Origin of the sequence: Chryseobacterium oleae, assembly GCF_900115055.1 — a bacterium.
Taxonomy (GTDB): domain Bacteria; phylum Bacteroidota; class Bacteroidia; order Flavobacteriales; family Weeksellaceae; genus Chryseobacterium; species Chryseobacterium oleae.
The window spans coordinates 1,047,519-1,064,419 of record NZ_FOVD01000001.1 but is presented as its reverse complement, the minus strand read 5'-3'; the positions used below and the strand labels follow the sequence as shown (position 1 = coordinate 1,064,419).

Here is a 16,901-nt window from a genome sequence, read left to right as displayed (position 1 = left end):
TTAACGTGAGCTCGGGATAAGGTGTTTTTTTAACAGTGATTTCAGGATGTTTATTTTGACGCAAAGAAATTGATTATTTTACTCAAAAAGGGGAGCAAAGGTGGAATTAATTTCATTGATTCGATGAAGTGGATGTTGTATACAGATCGCTTCACCAGTGACGCAGTCATAGTCTTTGCCTTCCTCAAAACTAAAACGTTAACAAGATCAATCTTTGCGTCAAAAAAACTTCCAAATATTTTACAGGTAACCCTATATACTTGCAAATCGCAAACCCGCATCCAGAAACCCGGAGCCTTTCAATCTTAATTTTCTTATCCCAAACTTAGGTTAGTTAAGAAAAAATCATTTGATTTTTTTAGACGTGTATCTTATGGCGAAGCTCAAACTTAATATTCTTAAAAGCTTATTAAATCATAATGGGTTAATATTTTCAAGGCAAAACAAATCAAGCCATTCAATAAATCATACAGAGATTGTAATAAACCGTACACCTTCATCCTTTCCGTTCTTTCTATTTTTGTATGAAATAGTTTGGAAATGAAGACCTCTGACAATACGATATCCCGTAAAGATTTTATAAGAAATTCAGCACTGGCCGCAGCCGGACTTAGCCTAATGCCCAATATCATGGGAGCATCTCCTTTTCGTGGAGAACAAAACGTTTCGGCAAAAGGAAAATTAAGTCTTAAGAATGTTCGTTTGGAAACCGGTTTTGAATATGAAGAAGGAGAAGTCATTTCCACCAAAACCAATCTTTTTTATATTGAAATTGAAAACGGAAAAATCAAAAGTATTGCTCCGAATCAACCCAATACAAAAGCTATTGATGCGAAAGGAATGCTGATGCTTCCTGCATTTAAAGATATGCATATTCATCTGGATAAAACGTTTTACGGTGATCAATGGCAGGCGGTCAGAAAAAGAACGGGTGGCGTAAAAGGAATGATTGCGCTTGAACAGAAAATGCTTCCCGAAATGCTGAAAAACTCAACGTTCAAAGCAGAAAAGATGATTGAATTGCTGCAATCAAAGGGAACATCGTTTGCAAGAAGTCATGTCAATATTGAACCCACCTCAAAACTGGATTCATTAAAGAACCTTCAGAAGGCTTTAGACCATAAAAAGAAAGGTTTCGGAGCTGAACTGGTTGCTTTTCCTCAACACGGCGTGTTTTATACAGATTCAGTCCCGTATTTGAAAGAAGCGGCTCAGATGGATATTGATTTTATTGGTGGAGTAGATCCGTTTAACATTGACGGAAATATTGAAAAAACGATTGATTTTACGGTGCAACTGGCTTTAGATCACAAAAAAGGAATTGATATCCATCTTCATGAAACCGGCGAATCAGGGTTGAGTACCGTGGAATATCTCATCAGAAAAGTCAATGAAAATCCTTCCCTGAAAGGAAAAACATACCTGAGTCACTGTTTTATTTTAGCCAAATTAGACAAAACAAAACAGGAAGAAATAGCTGAAAAACTGGCTGAATCTCAGATCGGAATTGTTTCTACGATCCCTTTCGGAAACCTCATCATGCCGATTCCTGCGCTGTACAAACATAATGTAACGGTTCTGACCGGGAATGACAGTATCATAGATCACTGGAATACTTTCGGGACAGGAAGTGTACTTCAGAAAGCGAATCAGATGGCGCAACTGTATGGATATTCTACAGAGTTTTTATTATCAAGAAGTCTGAAACTGGCGACGGCGAATGTTCTTCCATTGGATGATAAAGGAAACCAACAATGGCCAAAGGCTGGAGATCAGGCTGAATTTGTGCTGATGAATGCTAGCTGTTCGGCAGAAGCAGTATCAAGAATTTCAAATGTGGAATCTTTAGTTCATCAGGGAAATGTGGTTTATTAAAAATAATAGAATGAAAGATCACTTAATACTTTCAACTTAAAATAGCTTAAGTGTTTAAAAATTTTTGTGGATAAGAAATAATTTCGCGCAGATTGATCAGATTGTACAGATCTTTTTCTGAAAATACTGAACCATTAAGATTGATTCAGGTTTTAAGAATATTAAGTAGAGCTTCGCTTTTTAAGAAACACAGCTTAAAAAAAATCAACTGATTTTTTTCTTAATTTTCCTTACCTCCTTCATTCCTCTTAATGTTTCAAAAAGTATTTCTTTAATCGGTGCATTTTGTGGTTAAGAAACAATCAATCCGGTTTAAAAATGAAAATATCTCCATCCGTTCAGATTTCTCGCATAAATTTTACTAATTTTAAGAGAAAATCAGATCAAGTGGGTCATCATACAGATCATTTTCCCGTTTTAGGCATTCAGGAGTTCAGCGAAAACCAGCATCAGGGCTGCCATCTGCTGTTTAATGAACTGTACGGGGAACGTTCCATTGATGAGCCCCACAAACATGATTTCTTTATCATCAATCTTTTTGAACACGGAAAAGGCAGTCACACCATTGATTTCACGGAATATGAGGTGGGAAACAGCCAGATTCATCTTGTTTTTCCGGATCAGGTGCATCAGTGGGTGATTGAAAAGGAAACGGTAGGGTATCAGCTGATGATCAGCAGAGACTGGTTTGAGAGTTTTCTTCCTTCGCTGAGGTTTTCAGCTTCTTACTATCAAAGTCATCCGGTGATTAATCTTTCCAAAGAAACTTTTGGGACTTTCCTGTATGAATTTCAGGCCATCCAGAAAGAGGTGAGTGAGGAGCATGTATTTTGGGAAGTCATTCAAAAACGCAGCGAGCTGATCGGTTTGCTGGTCAGTAAATCGGTGGAAGGGGCTTTTAAAGATTTTGAAATGTACCATTCCAATCCTATTATTTCTAAATTTTTACAGCTGATTGATGAACATTTCAGAACAGAAAGGTCGGTGTCTTTCTATGCGGAGAAGCTTAATATTTCTGCCAATTATTTAAACATTGTCTGTAAAAAAAATCTGAATGCTTCGGCTTCTTCTTTGATCCAGGACAGGATTTTACTGGAGGCAAAGCGTCTTTTAAAAGTATCCGAAATGTCAGTCAAGGATATTGTCTATGATCTTGGTTTCTATGATCATGCGAGCTTTTCCAAGTTTTTCAAAGCACAGACGGGAATGACTCCGTCGCAGTTCAAATAATAATCCATACAAAACAAAGCATAATTGATACACCGGCTCTGAAGCAAAGCCGGCGTAACTTTGTCCTGTTAAAAGATAAGTCATGCAGTTTCCGTATCAATTGGTTGCAAAAGGAACATATTCGCTCAAAAATGTCCGTCTCGAAACGGGATTTGAATATGATGAAGGAGAAGTGATCAGAACAAAAACTGATCTTTTCAGTGTGGATATAGAAGAAGGGAAAATCAAAGCTGTAAAGCCGAATAATCCTGCTTCTGATGCCTTGGATGCCAAAGGTTTTCTGATGCTTCCTGCTTTCAGAGATATGCACATCCATCTTGATAAAACATGGTACGGACTTCCGTGGCAGGCACTTTCGCCGAAGCGGAGAACGGTAAAGGATATGATCGCTTATGAGCAGGAAATTATCCCTGAACTTTTAAAAACCTCCGTGGAAAGGGCAGAGCAGCTGATCAGTCTGTTACAGCATTACGGAACTCATTTTGCGAGAACTCATTTTAATATTGATCCTACCTCAGGTTTAAAATCTTTGGAACATCTGGAACAAGCTTTAGAGCACAAAAAAGATTCTTTTAAAGCTGAACTTGTAGCATTTCCACAGCATGGTTTGTATTATACCGATACAATTCCTTTGATGAAAGAAGCGGCGCAACTGAAAAGTGTAGGTTTTATCGGAGGTCTTGATCCTTTGAGTATTGATGGGAACATCGAAAAGGTGCTTGACTTTACGGTACAGCTGGCTTTAGATCATCAAAAAGGAATTGACATCCATTTGCATGAAGCAGGAGAATCCGGGATGAAGACCATTAATTATCTGATCGATAAAGCGATTGAAAACCCGCAGTTGCAGGGAAAAACATTTGTAAGCCACGCTTTTGCTTTAGGACATCTTTCAACAAAAGAAACGGAAAAAATAGCAGAAAGACTGGCAGAAGGAAAAGTGGGAATTGCCTCTTCTGTACCTTTTAGAGGAACGATAATGCCGATTCCTGTCTTAAAAAAGTATGGAGTGAATGTTCTGATCGGAAATGATAATGTTCAGGATTACTGGAGTACTTTCGGTTCAGGAAATATGCTGCAGAAAGCGAATCTTATTGCTGAGCTTTACGGATATGAAACTGAATTTGATCTGTCCAGAACACTTCAGTTTGCTACTCAAAGTATTCTTCCTTTGGATGATAAAGGAAAACAGCAATGGCCAAAGCCGGGCGACGAAGCTTCCATTGTACTGGCCGATGCTTCATGTTCTGCTGAAGCCGTTTCCAGAATATCTAAAACAGAAGCCCTAATGAACGAAGGAAATCTGTTCTGGAGACCTTAATTGAAATATATATTTTTTAATATACTTGTTTTTTGTGAATAAAGCCATTGGATTTTTCTGATGGCTTTTTCGGTGTATTGTAGGTGTGATTATTTGTTTATATTTTGCAGATGAGAAACTAAAAACTCATATCAATAGAAAGATGCCTCAATATATAGATTCATATTATTTGGTTAATAAGAGAGATTCCGGTCTTGTTTACAAGTTTTTGGATGAATTTTTGCCCCAAAACAAAGAGTTATCTGAAGATTATCCGATACCTCAATATGGAAATAAAGTGGAGGGAACTTTTGATAATGTAAAAGACCTGCTGACTTACCTTGATCAAAACCCAGGCGTTGATTATATTATTTATTGGCAAAACCTCGCTGAGACTTCTGAACTAAAACAGTTTACATTACGATATACAGATGACAGGAAAATGATTTTTGGAGCTTCTATTTATGGAAACAAAGTAGATTCAAGAGAGAGCTTGCTGATGTACTACAGAATAAAAAGATATCTGAATCCGGATTATGCCTGCATCACCGGAGAAGAGCCACCTCCCGGAAATTCTGAAGAGTTTATCAGGTTTTGCGAAAATAGGTATGTGCCAGTAATAAGTGTATAAAATGATATAGAATTTTAAATTGTAAACAGCAATGTATAAAGAATTTGGACTGTGGAAAGAATATGGGGTGAAGTATCAAAATTTCCCATCAATAAACCTTTACATTAATGAAGAAGTGAATGCATTATATGATAAGGACAAGTTAATCAATTATCTGAATTTAGGAGGAATTGTTGCAGCAACCAGCGCTATGAATTTTCCGCACTTATTTACAAAAGAAATAAGATCAGGAGCTTTTTTGATATTGACAGATGGAATTTGGTCCTGGCCTGATGATTTACCAGAATATGTATTGAATTACAATGTCATCATTCCCAACGACTGGTATGATTACATTATAAAAAACGAATATCAAATATCAGAAGAGATAAAAAACCTACATAAAGATGTCGATTGGGGAAGCTAATTAATAAAAAACCAACAGAAAAATCCTAATGGCTTTTAAGTGTGAATTCATTTGAAAAATGGGTCTAATCAAAAAAAATAAATGTTTGGTTTGATATATTCATAAAAAGATTATTTTTAGTATTCAAAATAAAATACCAAATCAGAATTCATACGATGATGAAAAAACTAATACTCCTATTTGCTTTAAGCATGGCTTATGATTTGAGTTCACAGCTTAAAGCTGAAGAAGCTCTGAATACATTTAAAGAAAAATATCCACAGGAAAAAATACATTTGCTTTTTGACAAGAACAGCTATCTGGCTGGGGAAAATTTGTGGTTTAAGTCCTTTGTATTTGAAGGCTATAATCCTTCTGCAATTTCTACCAACCTTTTTGTAGAACTCTATGACCAGAACAAAAGCCAGATCACTAAAACAATTGTTCCCCTGCTGAATGGAAAAGGAAGCGGGAGCATGGCTATTCCGGAAAATTTAAAAGAAAATGTCTATTATATACGGGCTTATACAACCTGGATGACCAACTTCAGTGAGGATTTTCAACTGATACGGCCTATTGAAATTTATAACCCATCTTCGTCGGAAAAGCTTGTAAAAGACTCTCTCTCGGCTTGGAATGCCGCAGTATATCCGGAAAGCGGAACTTTTATAGACGGAATTCGAACAAAATTTGCAGTAAGGCTTCGTTCCAAAGGATTTACACCTTCAAAATGGAGTGGCTATGTCATAGATGCTGAAAAACCAGATACTAAAATTGTAAGCCTCAGTGGTTTTGATGAAAATGTAGGGGCTTTTGAATTGACACCGCAAAATGGAAAGAATTATAAGCTGATTGTTTCTGATGCCGCCGGAGCTAAGCATAGCGTTGATCTTCCGAACGTAGCATCATCAGGGATTCATTTGCAGTTGAAAAGTGATTCGAAGGCTGTTACTTTTACTTTAAACGGCAAAAATCTGCCGGTATCCAAAGGGTATAAGATTATAGGAACGATGAACAATCAGATGGTTTACAAAGCTGTGGCAGGCAAAATATCAGGTCAGGAACTATCTATTCCGGCTGATAAACTGGTGAACGGCGTCTTACAGATCAGTGTTTTTGATGATCAGGAGAATATAGTCGCTCAGAGACTTTGTTTTGTACAGCCAGAATTATTAAAAATCAAAAAGCCGGGCCTTCAGTCTTTATCGTTGAATGAAAATCCGCGTGCTATCAATTCATTCAGTGTTCCAAAGGATGACAGTGAATCTGACTATTCCGTACTCATTATGGACGGAAACAGTAAAAGTTCAGAAGATGACAACAGTCTTCTAAGTACTTTATGGCTCACAGGTGATATTGATTCTAAAATTAATGCTCCGGCCCGATACTTTACTAAAAACAGTAATTCTGAAGCACTAGATGCTTTACTGATTTCTGAAAAATGGAAAAGGTTCGACTGGAAAATGCTGATGCTGGGAAATTATCCCATCATTAAAAATAAACCTGAAAATTATCTGTCATACAAGGGAAAAGTTTCAGTGCAGGAAAAGCCGGCTCCCAATATGATCCTTAATCTTGTTTTTTCAAATTCTTCCAATCAGCCGAGTGGTTTTCATCAGATAAAAACGGATGATAAAGGCTTTTTTAGCTTAAACGGATTGGTGTTTGAAGATGTTTTAAAAGTTTCCTATCAGCTGAATCCTGAACAGAAAATTCCAAAAGAACAGGTTCAGGTGATTTTTCAACCTAATTTCGAATTTACATCCTATAAAGGGAGTCTGCCGGAAAGTCGGTATATGCTGGTAAAACGTGATGCTAATGAAAAACTGCCGGATGAAATCGCAAAATTTGTAGTCAATAAAAACAGTCAGAAAACAATCAGTGAAAATGTGACAGACATTGCGGAGGTTAAATTAAAAGGAGAGAAGAAAAATTTAACAAAGAATCTGAATAATCAATTGAGCAGTTCTTTATTTAAAAGTGGGAATGAGGTTGTTTTTGATTTTGTTAATGATAATAACAACAGTGCCAACACAAATATTTTGCAGTGGCTGCAGGGTAGGGTTGCAGGCCTGGAAATACAGTCGAAGGGAGGTACTTATGTTCCAATGTTGAGAGGATCAAGCGTAGGAATCTACCTTGATGAAATGCCCGTGAATACAGATTATATTTCCTCTATTCCCATTTCGGATATTGCGATGGTAAAAGTCATCAAAGGATATTTTGCCGGTGGTTTTGGCGGCGGAAACGGGGCTATAGCGATATATACGCGCAGAGGTGGCAGTGCAGGTTCCGCGAACTCTACAAAACCCAGTATGCTAAAACAGATTTCATTAAAAGGATATCAAAAAGAGCCTCCTTTTATCAGCCCGGATTACAGCAGCGAGGAGATGAGAAAAATTTCACAAGATGTACGTTCCGTTCTTTACTGGAATCCTTATCTGGAGGTTCAGAAAGAAGCTGCCAAAGTACAGTTCTACAATAATGACGAGGCTAAAAGCTATAAAGTCATCATGATGGGTTATGATAAAAATAATTATATCCCGGTTTACTATAATGAAACGCTAAAGTAATATCAGACCGGAAACTTCACACAATAGGCATTCTAAATCCGGTTTATGTTCTGTATAAAGTAAAAAGCCATCAGGATTTTTTCCTGATGGCTTTTAAAATTAGATATGAAGAAACTAGTTACTTATTGTAATCCTGCTAAAAGGTTTACTCCGTCTACTGTAGCCCAAGCTCCAGGAGTTAGAGATACTTTGGTAACAGTAGTAGCATTGGTGAACGTTTTAGCACCGTTTGGAGAGTATGCATATCCCCAAACTCCTGCATTGTCAGAGTTTAAGTAAGTAAGAGGAGCTACAACCACTTTTCCGGTATTTACCTGGCTTGTTTCTGTAGCTGCATCCTGGATCAGTACGCTATAAGCTTTCTGAGTTCCGATATTTTTATAACCGCTGATATAAACATTTGTGAAAATTCCTGTTCCGTGTTTTTTGAACTGGATTGCAGAGATTTCAGGAGAGTTAGCAGATTCAGGGTTGGTATTCGTATCTCTGATTAAAGTAATGTTAGATACTTTTGGTGCTACGTTGTCAGCATTACCGGAAGCTTCGATTTCCATACCGAAGTTACCTGTTCCTGTCTGGAAAGCATACCAGTTGGTATTGTTCTGTCCGCTCCATGCATCCTGCCAGTCGAATGAGTCATCGAAGTTACCGTAAGAAACGATGTTTTTAGCACTTACAGTTCCACCGAAGAATTCATATCCGTCGTCAGTTCCTTTATAAGTTACAAGGTTCTCTAAAGTAGTTCCTGCTCCTACGGCATAGAATGTCATAGAGTTGGTTTCAGAAGTACCGTCACCGATCTTTTTACCAGCGTATTCTACTCTTACAAACTTCATGGTTCCAGAGTTTGAATTGGCATCAGTTCCTCCGTAGTAAACGTTATTTCCATCTTCAGAAAGAGCTTGTGTATTTCCGTTCACCGCTTTGATAGGCGCGCTTCCGTAGATGGTAATTCCACCCCAGTCTCCAGGAGTTTTAGTAGCAGTAGTGAATACAATCGGCTCAGCAGCTGTACCTACGGCGTTGATCTTTCCGTCCTGAAGAATCACTAAACCACTTGTTTTAGAAGTTACTACATTGAAAGTAGCTCCTGCTTCGATAGTGATGGTCGCGTTATTTGTAATTTTTACGATTCCGTCTAATGTATAACTTCCTTTTTTGATAAGGATATCTTTTGAAATAGTTCCTGATAATGTTCCGCTTCCGCTTAATACACTTTCAGTAGTTCCCGGAGTAGTAACTGTAGTACCGTCTCCTAAGCCATCATTTACCTCGATAGTACATGAATTTAAGGCTAATGTTAACACGGCTGTTAACGATAATAATGATAAAACTCTTCTTTTCATTTTTATACTTTATTTTTATTTTTTATTAATTTATTTAGAATGTATACCCTACGGTAAAGTTGAATGTGATACCTCTGTAATAGTTGACCAACGTATTATTTCCTTCCTCTAAATTAAGCGGGAGATAATTTTTGTCACCCAATAAGATTTTATATTTGCTGTCTAAGATATTCTGTACTCCCAGTTTTACATTCCAGTTTTTGGATAGTTGCCCCTGGTATACAAAATCGATCTGGCTAAATGGCTTTTCGTAGTAGTTATCTGTACCTGCACCTCCTGTTGCATATATTTTGCTTCCTGATACGTTATATACAAGAGAGAAAGTATGGGCTAAGTTGTTACGGTTTTTAAGTTCGTACTTTAAATCAGCATTAATGGTATAAGGAGCAGCTCCCTGAAGACCTCTTTTACGTAATGTTTCCCCAGTTGTTTTGAACCACTCTGGCTCTTCCATTTTCAGCTGATCTGCACTTCTTTCAACATCAGAGTACATGATGGTGGCATTAGCTCCCAAAGTGAAATTATGAAGAGATTCTGATATTCTGCTTAAACTGAAAATCCCTTCCAATTCTACCCCAAATAAATCCGCTTTTTTAGCATTGAAGAATGTGATCGTAGAACCTGTTGCATTTCCTGAAGCTACTAATGAACGTTCAATGGCATTGTCGATTCTTTTAGCGAATAGGTTAACAGCAAACATTTCCTTGTTGGTAGGGAAATATTCCCATTTCAAATCGAAATTGTAGTTTTCACTGTTTTTAATTTCAGGGTTACCTACGATGTTTACGTTATCCGGGTTAATATAAGTAATTGGCATAGTCTCGATCAGGATAGGACGAGTAACCGTTTTACTGAAAGAGAATCTTAAATTATTTTTACTGTTAATTGCTTTTTTAATGGATAATGAAGGCAGGAAGAAATCTTTATTTTTCTCTAAATTCTGCTTATTATCGTCACTTTGTTTTGAATAACGGATCAAAGTCATATCATTTTCATACCTCGCTCCCAATAAGATATCCCATGAATCGCTCGGTTTAAGGTTAATATTAGCATAACCTCCATTAATGATCTGATAAAAACTGGAATAGAACTGAGAAGTATCAGAACCTTCCTGATAAAATAGGCTTCCATCATTTATTGAAGCATTAAAGACATCCTGTGGACTGTCAATATTAACTACATGAGCCTGATTTGATGATCCTGATGTACGTCCGAAGATAAATCGGTAAGAAGTTTTTCTGAAATCAGAGAAACCGTTGTAACCTACAGCAATCTGAATAGGGTAGTCTTTTTTATCTCCTTTTTCACCCAATGATAACTGATATTCTGCGAACGCTGAACCATAGAATCTTGAATCTACATCCAGATACTGACGAATCAGGTTATTTCCTCCGTAACGCATCTGAACATACCCGTCAGGAAGCATTTGATTCGTTACAGGATCAATACGGTTAGCTTCTATAATCTTTCTGTCAGGCTGCTGATAATTATTCATTACATAACTCGCTCCGGCCTTTACCTGATGTCTGTCCGCAATTTTCTGAGACGCTGTTAACTGCAAGTCTAAAAATCTTGAAACATCTAACTGATTGGTTCTGAAAAATCCGCTGTCCTTATTACGGACCTGGCCGTCTTTATATCCGAAGTTATCTTCTATGATATTATTTGTATTCTGTAAATAAATAGCATTTAAGTTAACATTTGTCCCTTTGTTCTTATAGCCTAAACCTAATAAAACGGAAGATTCTGTTTCATAAGTGTATTGCTTACGGTTAAGAAAATTCATATTGTCAATGAATGCACCTTTACCTAGCGATCTGAACTGATTGTTGTCTCCGTTCTTATATTCAAACTTACTTCCCTGGTTTAGAGAGAATAAAACGCCTAAATTCCCTGATCCCATTTTTACTTTCTGTGCAGTAGTAAATCCAATGCTTGTATTAGGCATTGTTTTTACATTGTCTACATTCCATGAGTCTTTGAATGAATTTGTTGATTCGTTTGGTGTAAATCTGTAGTTGCTTGGTCTTGAATTTCTGATCTCGTCCGGAAGTCTTCTGTCTTTAGAGTTTAATCCTAAATATCCGTTCATTCCGTCTGCGCCTTCAGCCACTTTGAAATTGTTTCTGAATGTACTCAAAGTATTCACTCCCACACTGAATTCCACTTTTGTAAAAGGCTTATCAATCGTAAGGGTTTCGATATCAAAAGTAGCGCCTGCAAAATCTCCGTAAAGGTTGGAGTTGAAAGTTTTATAAATGTTTAATTTTCCTACCACATCCGTTGGGAACTGCTTCAGCGCAATGATCTTCTGGAATGGGTTATTGGAAGGAGATCCAAGACCGTTGATCAATAAATAATTGTATCGTTCTTCAAGACCTCTTACGAAAAGTCCTCTTCCTTCTACCGTAGTGATTCCCGTTACTTTCGTAAGTCCCTGTTCTACGTTAGAGATTCCTTTTCTGGATATCTCTTCAGCACTTACAGCCTGTTTTTGAATAACCGCTTTTTTTTGTTCTCCTAATACCGCAGTTTCAGTTTTCTTGTTACTGCTTCCCTGGATTACTACGCCATCAATTTTTTTCTCCTTTATAATCGTGTCCTGCTTCGTTTCCTGAGCGTAAAACATTGATCCGGATAAAAATACGACTGCAATGCTAAGTTTATTAATTTTCATTATTTTACTTACTTTATTTACTAGATTCTTTCGGTGCAAAGGAATAAAAGATTAATGGGGTAAATGGTTTAGGGTGTTTTAATTTTTTTTTAACTAAACATTAATAAAAGGGAGTTATTGTTAACTTTATGTGAACGATAATAGATTTGTTCATCTGTGCTTTAAAATTTATTAACTTTGACTCTGTAAAAATTTAAAATGAACCAAAAGAAAATACTCTTAATAGACGACGAACTGGATATTTTAGAGATTCTGTCTTACAACTTAGAAAAAGAAGGCTACGACATCTATACAGCCACAAACGGTAACGAAGGTATAGACAAAGCCAAAGAGATCATCCCGGACCTTATCCTATTAGATGTTATGATGCCAGAAAAAGACGGTATCGAAACATGTCAGGAACTCCGCAAAGTAAAAGAACTTCAGAAAACACTCATCGTTTTCCTTTCCGCTAGAAGCGAAGAGTTCTCACAGCTTGCAGGATTCCAGGCCGGAGCCAATGATTATATTGTAAAACTGATCAAACCGAAAATTCTGATCTCTAAAGTAAACGCTTTACTACAGTTGACTTCTCAGGTGTCTGATAATGCAAAACTGATCGAAATCGGTGACCTGATTATCGACAAAGACAATTTCAGAGTTTCCAAAAGCGGGCAGCAGTTCCTTCTTCCTAAGAAAGAATTCGACTTGTTGTATCTTCTGGCTTCAAACACTGAAAAAGTATTTAAGAGAGAAGAAATTCTTGAAAAAGTATGGGGAAATGACGTGATCGTAGGAGAAAGAACCATCGACGTCCACATCAGAAGATTAAGAGAAAAACTGGGAATTAATACCATCCAGACATTAAAGGGAATCGGTTATAAGCTTATCGTTTAATAACTTAAATTCCTACCTTTACATAACCTATAAAAACAACTTGTAAAATTGAAATTTTACAGACTTACACTCGTCGCCTCGTGTCTTCTGACACTGGTGATGTTTCTTTTAGTGATCATCTTTGATTCGCTGAAGGATATCTATTACCGGACGCCTTTCTTTAAAATAGGCCTTTTTATCTGTCTGGTCCTCATTTTTATCATCAATTACGTTGTTCTGGAGCTTCTCTTCAACTACTACGGAAAAAAGCAGGTTCGTGGACTTTCACAGATGCTTCCGATGGAAATTGTTCATGACAATAACGAAAACATTACCATTAAAGAACTGGGCGAAAGGTTTTCGGATCTCAACCAGCAGCAGGTAACGGAGATCGATATGATGAAAGAAATGGAAAGCTACCGTAAAGAATACATCGGAAACGTTTCTCATGAGCTTAAAACCCCTTTGTTTTCCATTCAGGGATACGTAGAAACCCTTAGAGATGGCGGGGTGGACAATCTTACCATTCGCGATAAATACCTGGAAAGAATCGATAAATCAGTGGAAAGACTGATTGCTATTGTTACCGATCTGGATATGATCAACCGTCTGGAAGCAGGAGAGATCAGCATTACCAATTCAAAATTTGATGTCAATCTTTTAATTAAGGAAATTTTTGAACTTCTCGAATTTGAAGCGGAAAAACACAATACGACGCTGCAGATTCAGACCCTTCATCCGCAAATCTTTGTAGATGCCGACAAACAGAAGATTTCGCAGGTTTTCATTAATCTAATTTCCAATGCCATTCATTATGCCAACAGGCAGGAAGCAAAAGTCGTAGTCAAAACCAGCGTTCTTAAAAATAAAGTGCTTATTGAAGTTATCGACAACGGAATGGGAATTAAAGCCGAAATTCTTCCAAGGATTTTCGAAAGATTCTATCGCGTGGAAACCAGCAGAAGCAGAAGGGAAGGGGGCTCAGGACTAGGCCTTGCAATTGTAAAGCACATCCTGGAAGCCCATAACGAAAATATAACCGTAGAAAGTGTTTATCTTGAAGGAACTAAATTCAGTTTTATGCTCGAAAAAAGTAAATAATTCTGGTAAAATGTAAGAAAAAAAAATATTTTAAAAAATCCTGAAATATTTTTTTGTCACATGTCATTTATTATATATTTGCAACAGAGATTTATCATAATAATTAAGGCAAAAAAGTAATTTAAGAAACTGATATGGTTTACAAGATCCGCGTAATATTAGATGCGAAAGAGGATATTTTCCGTGATATTGAAGTAAAAGGAAAACAATCACTATGGAACTTACATTTGGGAATTAAAAGTGCGTTCAGTCTGCAGGGAGACGAACTTTCTACTTTTAATATGTTGGAAGATGACGGAACAATTGTTAAAAGTGTTCCCCTGGAAGATATGAGTGACGATGGTGATGGCGAAATTATGTCAGATGTGTACATTGATGAGGCTTTTGAAAGTGTGGGCGACAAAGCTCAGTTTCAGTACGGGCTTCTTGATCTTTGGGAATTCTTCTGCGAGCTTGTAGAAGTAATCGACGAGACAAAAGGGGTGATTTACCCAATCACGGTATACAGATTCGGAAACGTTCCGTTAAAAGCACCAAGCAAAAGCGGTTCCGGAGGATCCAAAAAGAGATCAGCCATGCCTTTGATGGATGATGATTTCAGCTTTGAAGATGACTTTGGTGGAAGCACCAGTTTTGAAGACGAAGATGACGACAACTTCGATGACGAGGAAGAAGAAAACTACAACGATGATGTTTTCGAAGATGAAGAAGACAACGACGATGAAAGATAACATCTGAATACAATATAAGGCCCTGGATTTTTTGTCCGGGGCTTTTTTCATGTAAGATTTAAGATTGACAGATATCAGACATCAGATTTCAAACAGGCACGCGCCCAATAACGAATCTTAAGACAGCATATTGATTAATTGACCATTGACGATTCACTTGCGAAGCAAAATTCACGCTTCATGACTCACAATTCACCTTCACACACTTCATTTTTCCTTACTTTTGTTAAAAATTGATGAATGAAGAAATTAATTCTACTAGCAGTAATTGGTCTGGGAATTGTTTCCTGTACCACTCAAAATACAACACACACTATGGATTCTCCAAAAGAATGGAAGCACACCACCAATATATATGAAGTAAATATCAGACAATATACACCCGAAGGAACGTTCAGGGCATTTGAAAAAGAAATGCCACGCCTGAAAAAAATGGGGGTCAGAACACTTTGGTTCATGCCGATAACTCCCATTGCCCAGCAGAACAAAAAAGGAAGCCTGGGAAGCCCTTACGCTGCCTCTGATTATACTTCCATTAACCCGGAGTTCGGGACCATGAATGACTTCAAGCATATGGTGAATGAGGCTCACAGACTTGGATTCAAAGTGATCATAGACTGGGTGGCCAATCATACGGGCTGGGACCACATCTGGACAAAAACTCATCCTGAATTCTACCTGAAAGATGACGATGGAAAATTCCACATTGCTTCAGGAATGGATGATATCATTGAACTGGATTACAAAAATCAGGAGATGAGGCTAGCCATGATTGATGCAATGAAATTCTGGGTAAAAGAAACAGGAATTGATGGTTTCAGATGCGACCTGGCTTCATGGGTAGAAGTGGATTTCTGGCAGCAGGCCCGTCTGGAAGTGGAAAAAATAAAACCGCTTTTCTGGTTAGGTGAATTTGATGAACTGGAAAGTCCTGAGTACGGAAAAGTATTTGATGCCAGCTATTCATGGAAGTGGATGCATAAATCGGCCGATTATTACAAGAAAAATGAGCCGCTTCAGGAACTTAAAGACCTGTTGCAGCAATATTCCAATATTGGAGATGCTTCCATGAGAGCATGGTTTACGTCCAATCATGATGAAAATTCCTGGAACGGAACAGAATATGAAAAATACGGAGTAATCACCAAACCGATAGCTATTTTCTCAGCAACATGGAACGGTGTTCCCTTGTTATATTCAGGACAGGAACTTCCCAATATGAAAAGACTCGAATTCTTTGAGAAAGACGCCATCAAATGGACCAATACCTACCAGATGGCAGAATTTTACAGAACTCTGCTGGAATTGAAATCTTCCAATCCTGCCTTAAGAGGCGGAGATACGAATGTGTCAACCTACCTGCTGAACACAACAGCCAACGATAAAATTCTGGCTTACGTGAGAAAAAACGGAGAAGATGAAGTACTGGTTGTCCTGAATATGTCTAAAGAACCCGTACACTTTACCATCGAAGATCAAAACCTTTCAGGAACGTTCCGTAATATTTTCGACAGAACGAAAAGAGATTTTGACACTGGAAAAGATTTCGCTTTCAAAGTTTCAGATTACGCAGTTTTTGAAAAATAAAGAGCTTATCCGGAATAGTATATTCAATAGAGGCGGGCTTTAGCCCGCTTATTTTATGCATATTTGCAGACGGCTTTAGCCAAAATGCATATTTTTGCAAGCCATCATTCTCTTGGAAGATGAATTAAGACCTTTCCACCAGAAAACTTTCACGACATGAACAAACAGGAATTATTAAACATCATAAGAACAAAACTCGCCGGCAAAATTCAGAATTTTGAAGACCTCATTGCAGAAACCCGTGCTTCAAACAATGATACGAAAAGTTCAATGGGAGATAAATACGAAACCGGCCGCGAAATGCTCCAGCAGGAAATCAATAATCTTCAGCGACAGCTTAACGAGTCTTTGAACCAGCTCGCGGTTATCCAGAAAATATCAACCGAACCTTGCGATAAAGTGCAGAATGGATCTCTAGTGAAAACAGATAAAGGCATTTTTTATGTCACCGTATCCGTGGGAGAAATTATCTCCGAAAACCAGAAGATAATGACCGTTTCTGCTGAATCTCCATTGGCAAAAGCGATGTCCGGGAAAAAAACAGGAGATACATTTGCTGTTAATAATATCTCTCAAACCATTTTGGAGATTAGGTAAGTAGGTCTATTCT

Annotated in this window: 13 protein-coding genes; 11 read left to right on the top strand and 2 right to left on the bottom strand. The window is 37.5% G+C overall.

The window, feature by feature from the left end; all coding sequences use genetic code 11:
- The first annotated feature begins 540 nt into the window (after nt 1–540).
- The 6 genes from BM143_RS04725 (at nt 541) to BM143_RS04700 (ending at nt 7,994) form a co-directional block, all read left to right on the top strand.
- Nucleotides 541–1,875 carry an amidohydrolase gene (locus BM143_RS04725; protein WP_090023416.1) on the top strand — a complete coding sequence of 445 codons (1,335 nt, stop codon included), beginning with the start codon at nt 541–543 and terminating at the stop codon, nt 1,873–1,875.
- A gap of 387 nt (nt 1,876–2,262) precedes the next feature.
- On the top strand, nt 2,263–3,105 hold the full coding sequence (locus BM143_RS04720; RefSeq protein WP_090023886.1) for an AraC family transcriptional regulator: 843 nt from the start codon (nt 2,263–2,265) through the stop codon (nt 3,103–3,105).
- Between the two features lie 82 nt (nt 3,106–3,187).
- The gene (locus BM143_RS04715) at nt 3,188–4,426 is read left to right on the top strand and encodes an amidohydrolase (RefSeq protein ID WP_090023413.1); all 1,239 of its coding nucleotides are present in this window, start codon (nt 3,188–3,190) and stop codon (nt 4,424–4,426) included.
- A gap of 142 nt (nt 4,427–4,568) precedes the next feature.
- Nucleotides 4,569–5,036: a hypothetical protein gene (locus BM143_RS04710; RefSeq protein WP_090023411.1), complete on the top strand. Its 468-nt coding sequence runs from the start codon at nt 4,569–4,571 to the stop codon at nt 5,034–5,036.
- A gap of 31 nt (nt 5,037–5,067) precedes the next feature.
- Nucleotides 5,068–5,442, top strand: coding sequence for a hypothetical protein (locus tag BM143_RS04705; RefSeq protein WP_090023409.1), 375 nt, complete (start codon nt 5,068–5,070; stop codon nt 5,440–5,442).
- Between the two features lie 155 nt (nt 5,443–5,597).
- Nucleotides 5,598–7,994: a TonB-dependent receptor plug domain-containing protein gene (locus BM143_RS04700; RefSeq protein WP_139221986.1), complete on the top strand. Its 2,397-nt coding sequence runs from the start codon at nt 5,598–5,600 to the stop codon at nt 7,992–7,994.
- 122 nt (nt 7,995–8,116) lie between these two features.
- Here the strand turns inward: BM143_RS04700 and BM143_RS04695 are convergent, their stop codons facing one another.
- Nucleotides 8,117–9,340, bottom strand: a complete 1,224-nt coding sequence (locus tag BM143_RS04695; protein ID WP_090023405.1) for a hypothetical protein — start codon at nt 9,338–9,340, stop codon at nt 8,117–8,119.
- Between the two features lie 34 nt (nt 9,341–9,374).
- Nucleotides 9,375–12,017, bottom strand: coding sequence for a TonB-dependent receptor plug domain-containing protein (locus BM143_RS04690; protein WP_090023403.1), 2,643 nt, complete (start codon nt 12,015–12,017; stop codon nt 9,375–9,377).
- A gap of 198 nt (nt 12,018–12,215) precedes the next feature.
- On the opposite strand from BM143_RS04690, the gene BM143_RS04685 reads away from it, so the two are divergent.
- The 5 genes from BM143_RS04685 (at nt 12,216) to BM143_RS04665 (ending at nt 16,888) form a co-directional block, all read left to right on the top strand.
- Nucleotides 12,216–12,893: a response regulator gene (locus BM143_RS04685; RefSeq protein ID WP_034728755.1), complete on the top strand. Its 678-nt coding sequence runs from the start codon at nt 12,216–12,218 to the stop codon at nt 12,891–12,893.
- A 48-nt stretch (nt 12,894–12,941) separates the two neighbouring features.
- Nucleotides 12,942–13,973 carry a sensor histidine kinase gene (locus tag BM143_RS04680; protein ID WP_090023401.1) on the top strand — a complete coding sequence of 344 codons (1,032 nt, stop codon included), beginning with the start codon at nt 12,942–12,944 and terminating at the stop codon, nt 13,971–13,973.
- 134 nt (nt 13,974–14,107) lie between these two features.
- Entirely contained in the window at nt 14,108–14,704 is a 597-nt protein-coding gene (locus tag BM143_RS04675) for an IS1096 element passenger TnpR family protein (RefSeq protein ID WP_090023399.1), read from the top strand.
- A gap of 240 nt (nt 14,705–14,944) precedes the next feature.
- Nucleotides 14,945–16,291: an alpha-amylase family glycosyl hydrolase gene (locus BM143_RS04670; protein ID WP_090023397.1), complete on the top strand. Its 1,347-nt coding sequence runs from the start codon at nt 14,945–14,947 to the stop codon at nt 16,289–16,291.
- Between the two features lie 156 nt (nt 16,292–16,447).
- Nucleotides 16,448–16,888, top strand: a complete 441-nt coding sequence (locus BM143_RS04665) for a GreA/GreB family elongation factor (RefSeq protein ID WP_090023395.1) — start codon at nt 16,448–16,450, stop codon at nt 16,886–16,888.
- Nucleotides 16,889–16,901: the final 13 nt, after the last annotated feature.

What these genes read in the sequence shown, in the direction of transcription:
- BM143_RS04700 (WP_139221986.1), top strand. Translation starts at nt 5,598, where the DNA reads ATGATGAAAAAACTAATACTCCTATTTGCTTTAAGCATGGCTTATGAT.
- BM143_RS04715 (WP_090023413.1), top strand. Translation starts at nt 3,188, where the DNA reads ATGCAGTTTCCGTATCAATTGGTTGCAAAAGGAACATATTCGCTCAAA.
- BM143_RS04675 (WP_090023399.1), top strand. Translation starts at nt 14,108, where the DNA reads ATGGTTTACAAGATCCGCGTAATATTAGATGCGAAAGAGGATATTTTC.
- BM143_RS04710 (WP_090023411.1), top strand. Translation starts at nt 4,569, where the DNA reads ATGCCTCAATATATAGATTCATATTATTTGGTTAATAAGAGAGATTCC.
- BM143_RS04665 (WP_090023395.1), top strand. Translation starts at nt 16,448, where the DNA reads ATGAACAAACAGGAATTATTAAACATCATAAGAACAAAACTCGCCGGC.
- BM143_RS04690 (WP_090023403.1), bottom strand. Translation starts at nt 12,017, where the DNA reads ATGAAAATTAATAAACTTAGCATTGCAGTCGTATTTTTATCCGGATCA.
- BM143_RS04725 (WP_090023416.1), top strand. Translation starts at nt 541, where the DNA reads ATGAAGACCTCTGACAATACGATATCCCGTAAAGATTTTATAAGAAAT.
- BM143_RS04705 (WP_090023409.1), top strand. Translation starts at nt 5,068, where the DNA reads ATGTATAAAGAATTTGGACTGTGGAAAGAATATGGGGTGAAGTATCAA.
- BM143_RS04670 (WP_090023397.1), top strand. Translation starts at nt 14,945, where the DNA reads ATGAAGAAATTAATTCTACTAGCAGTAATTGGTCTGGGAATTGTTTCC.
- BM143_RS04685 (WP_034728755.1), top strand. Translation starts at nt 12,216, where the DNA reads ATGAACCAAAAGAAAATACTCTTAATAGACGACGAACTGGATATTTTA.
- BM143_RS04695 (WP_090023405.1), bottom strand. Translation starts at nt 9,340, where the DNA reads ATGAAAAGAAGAGTTTTATCATTATTATCGTTAACAGCCGTGTTAACA.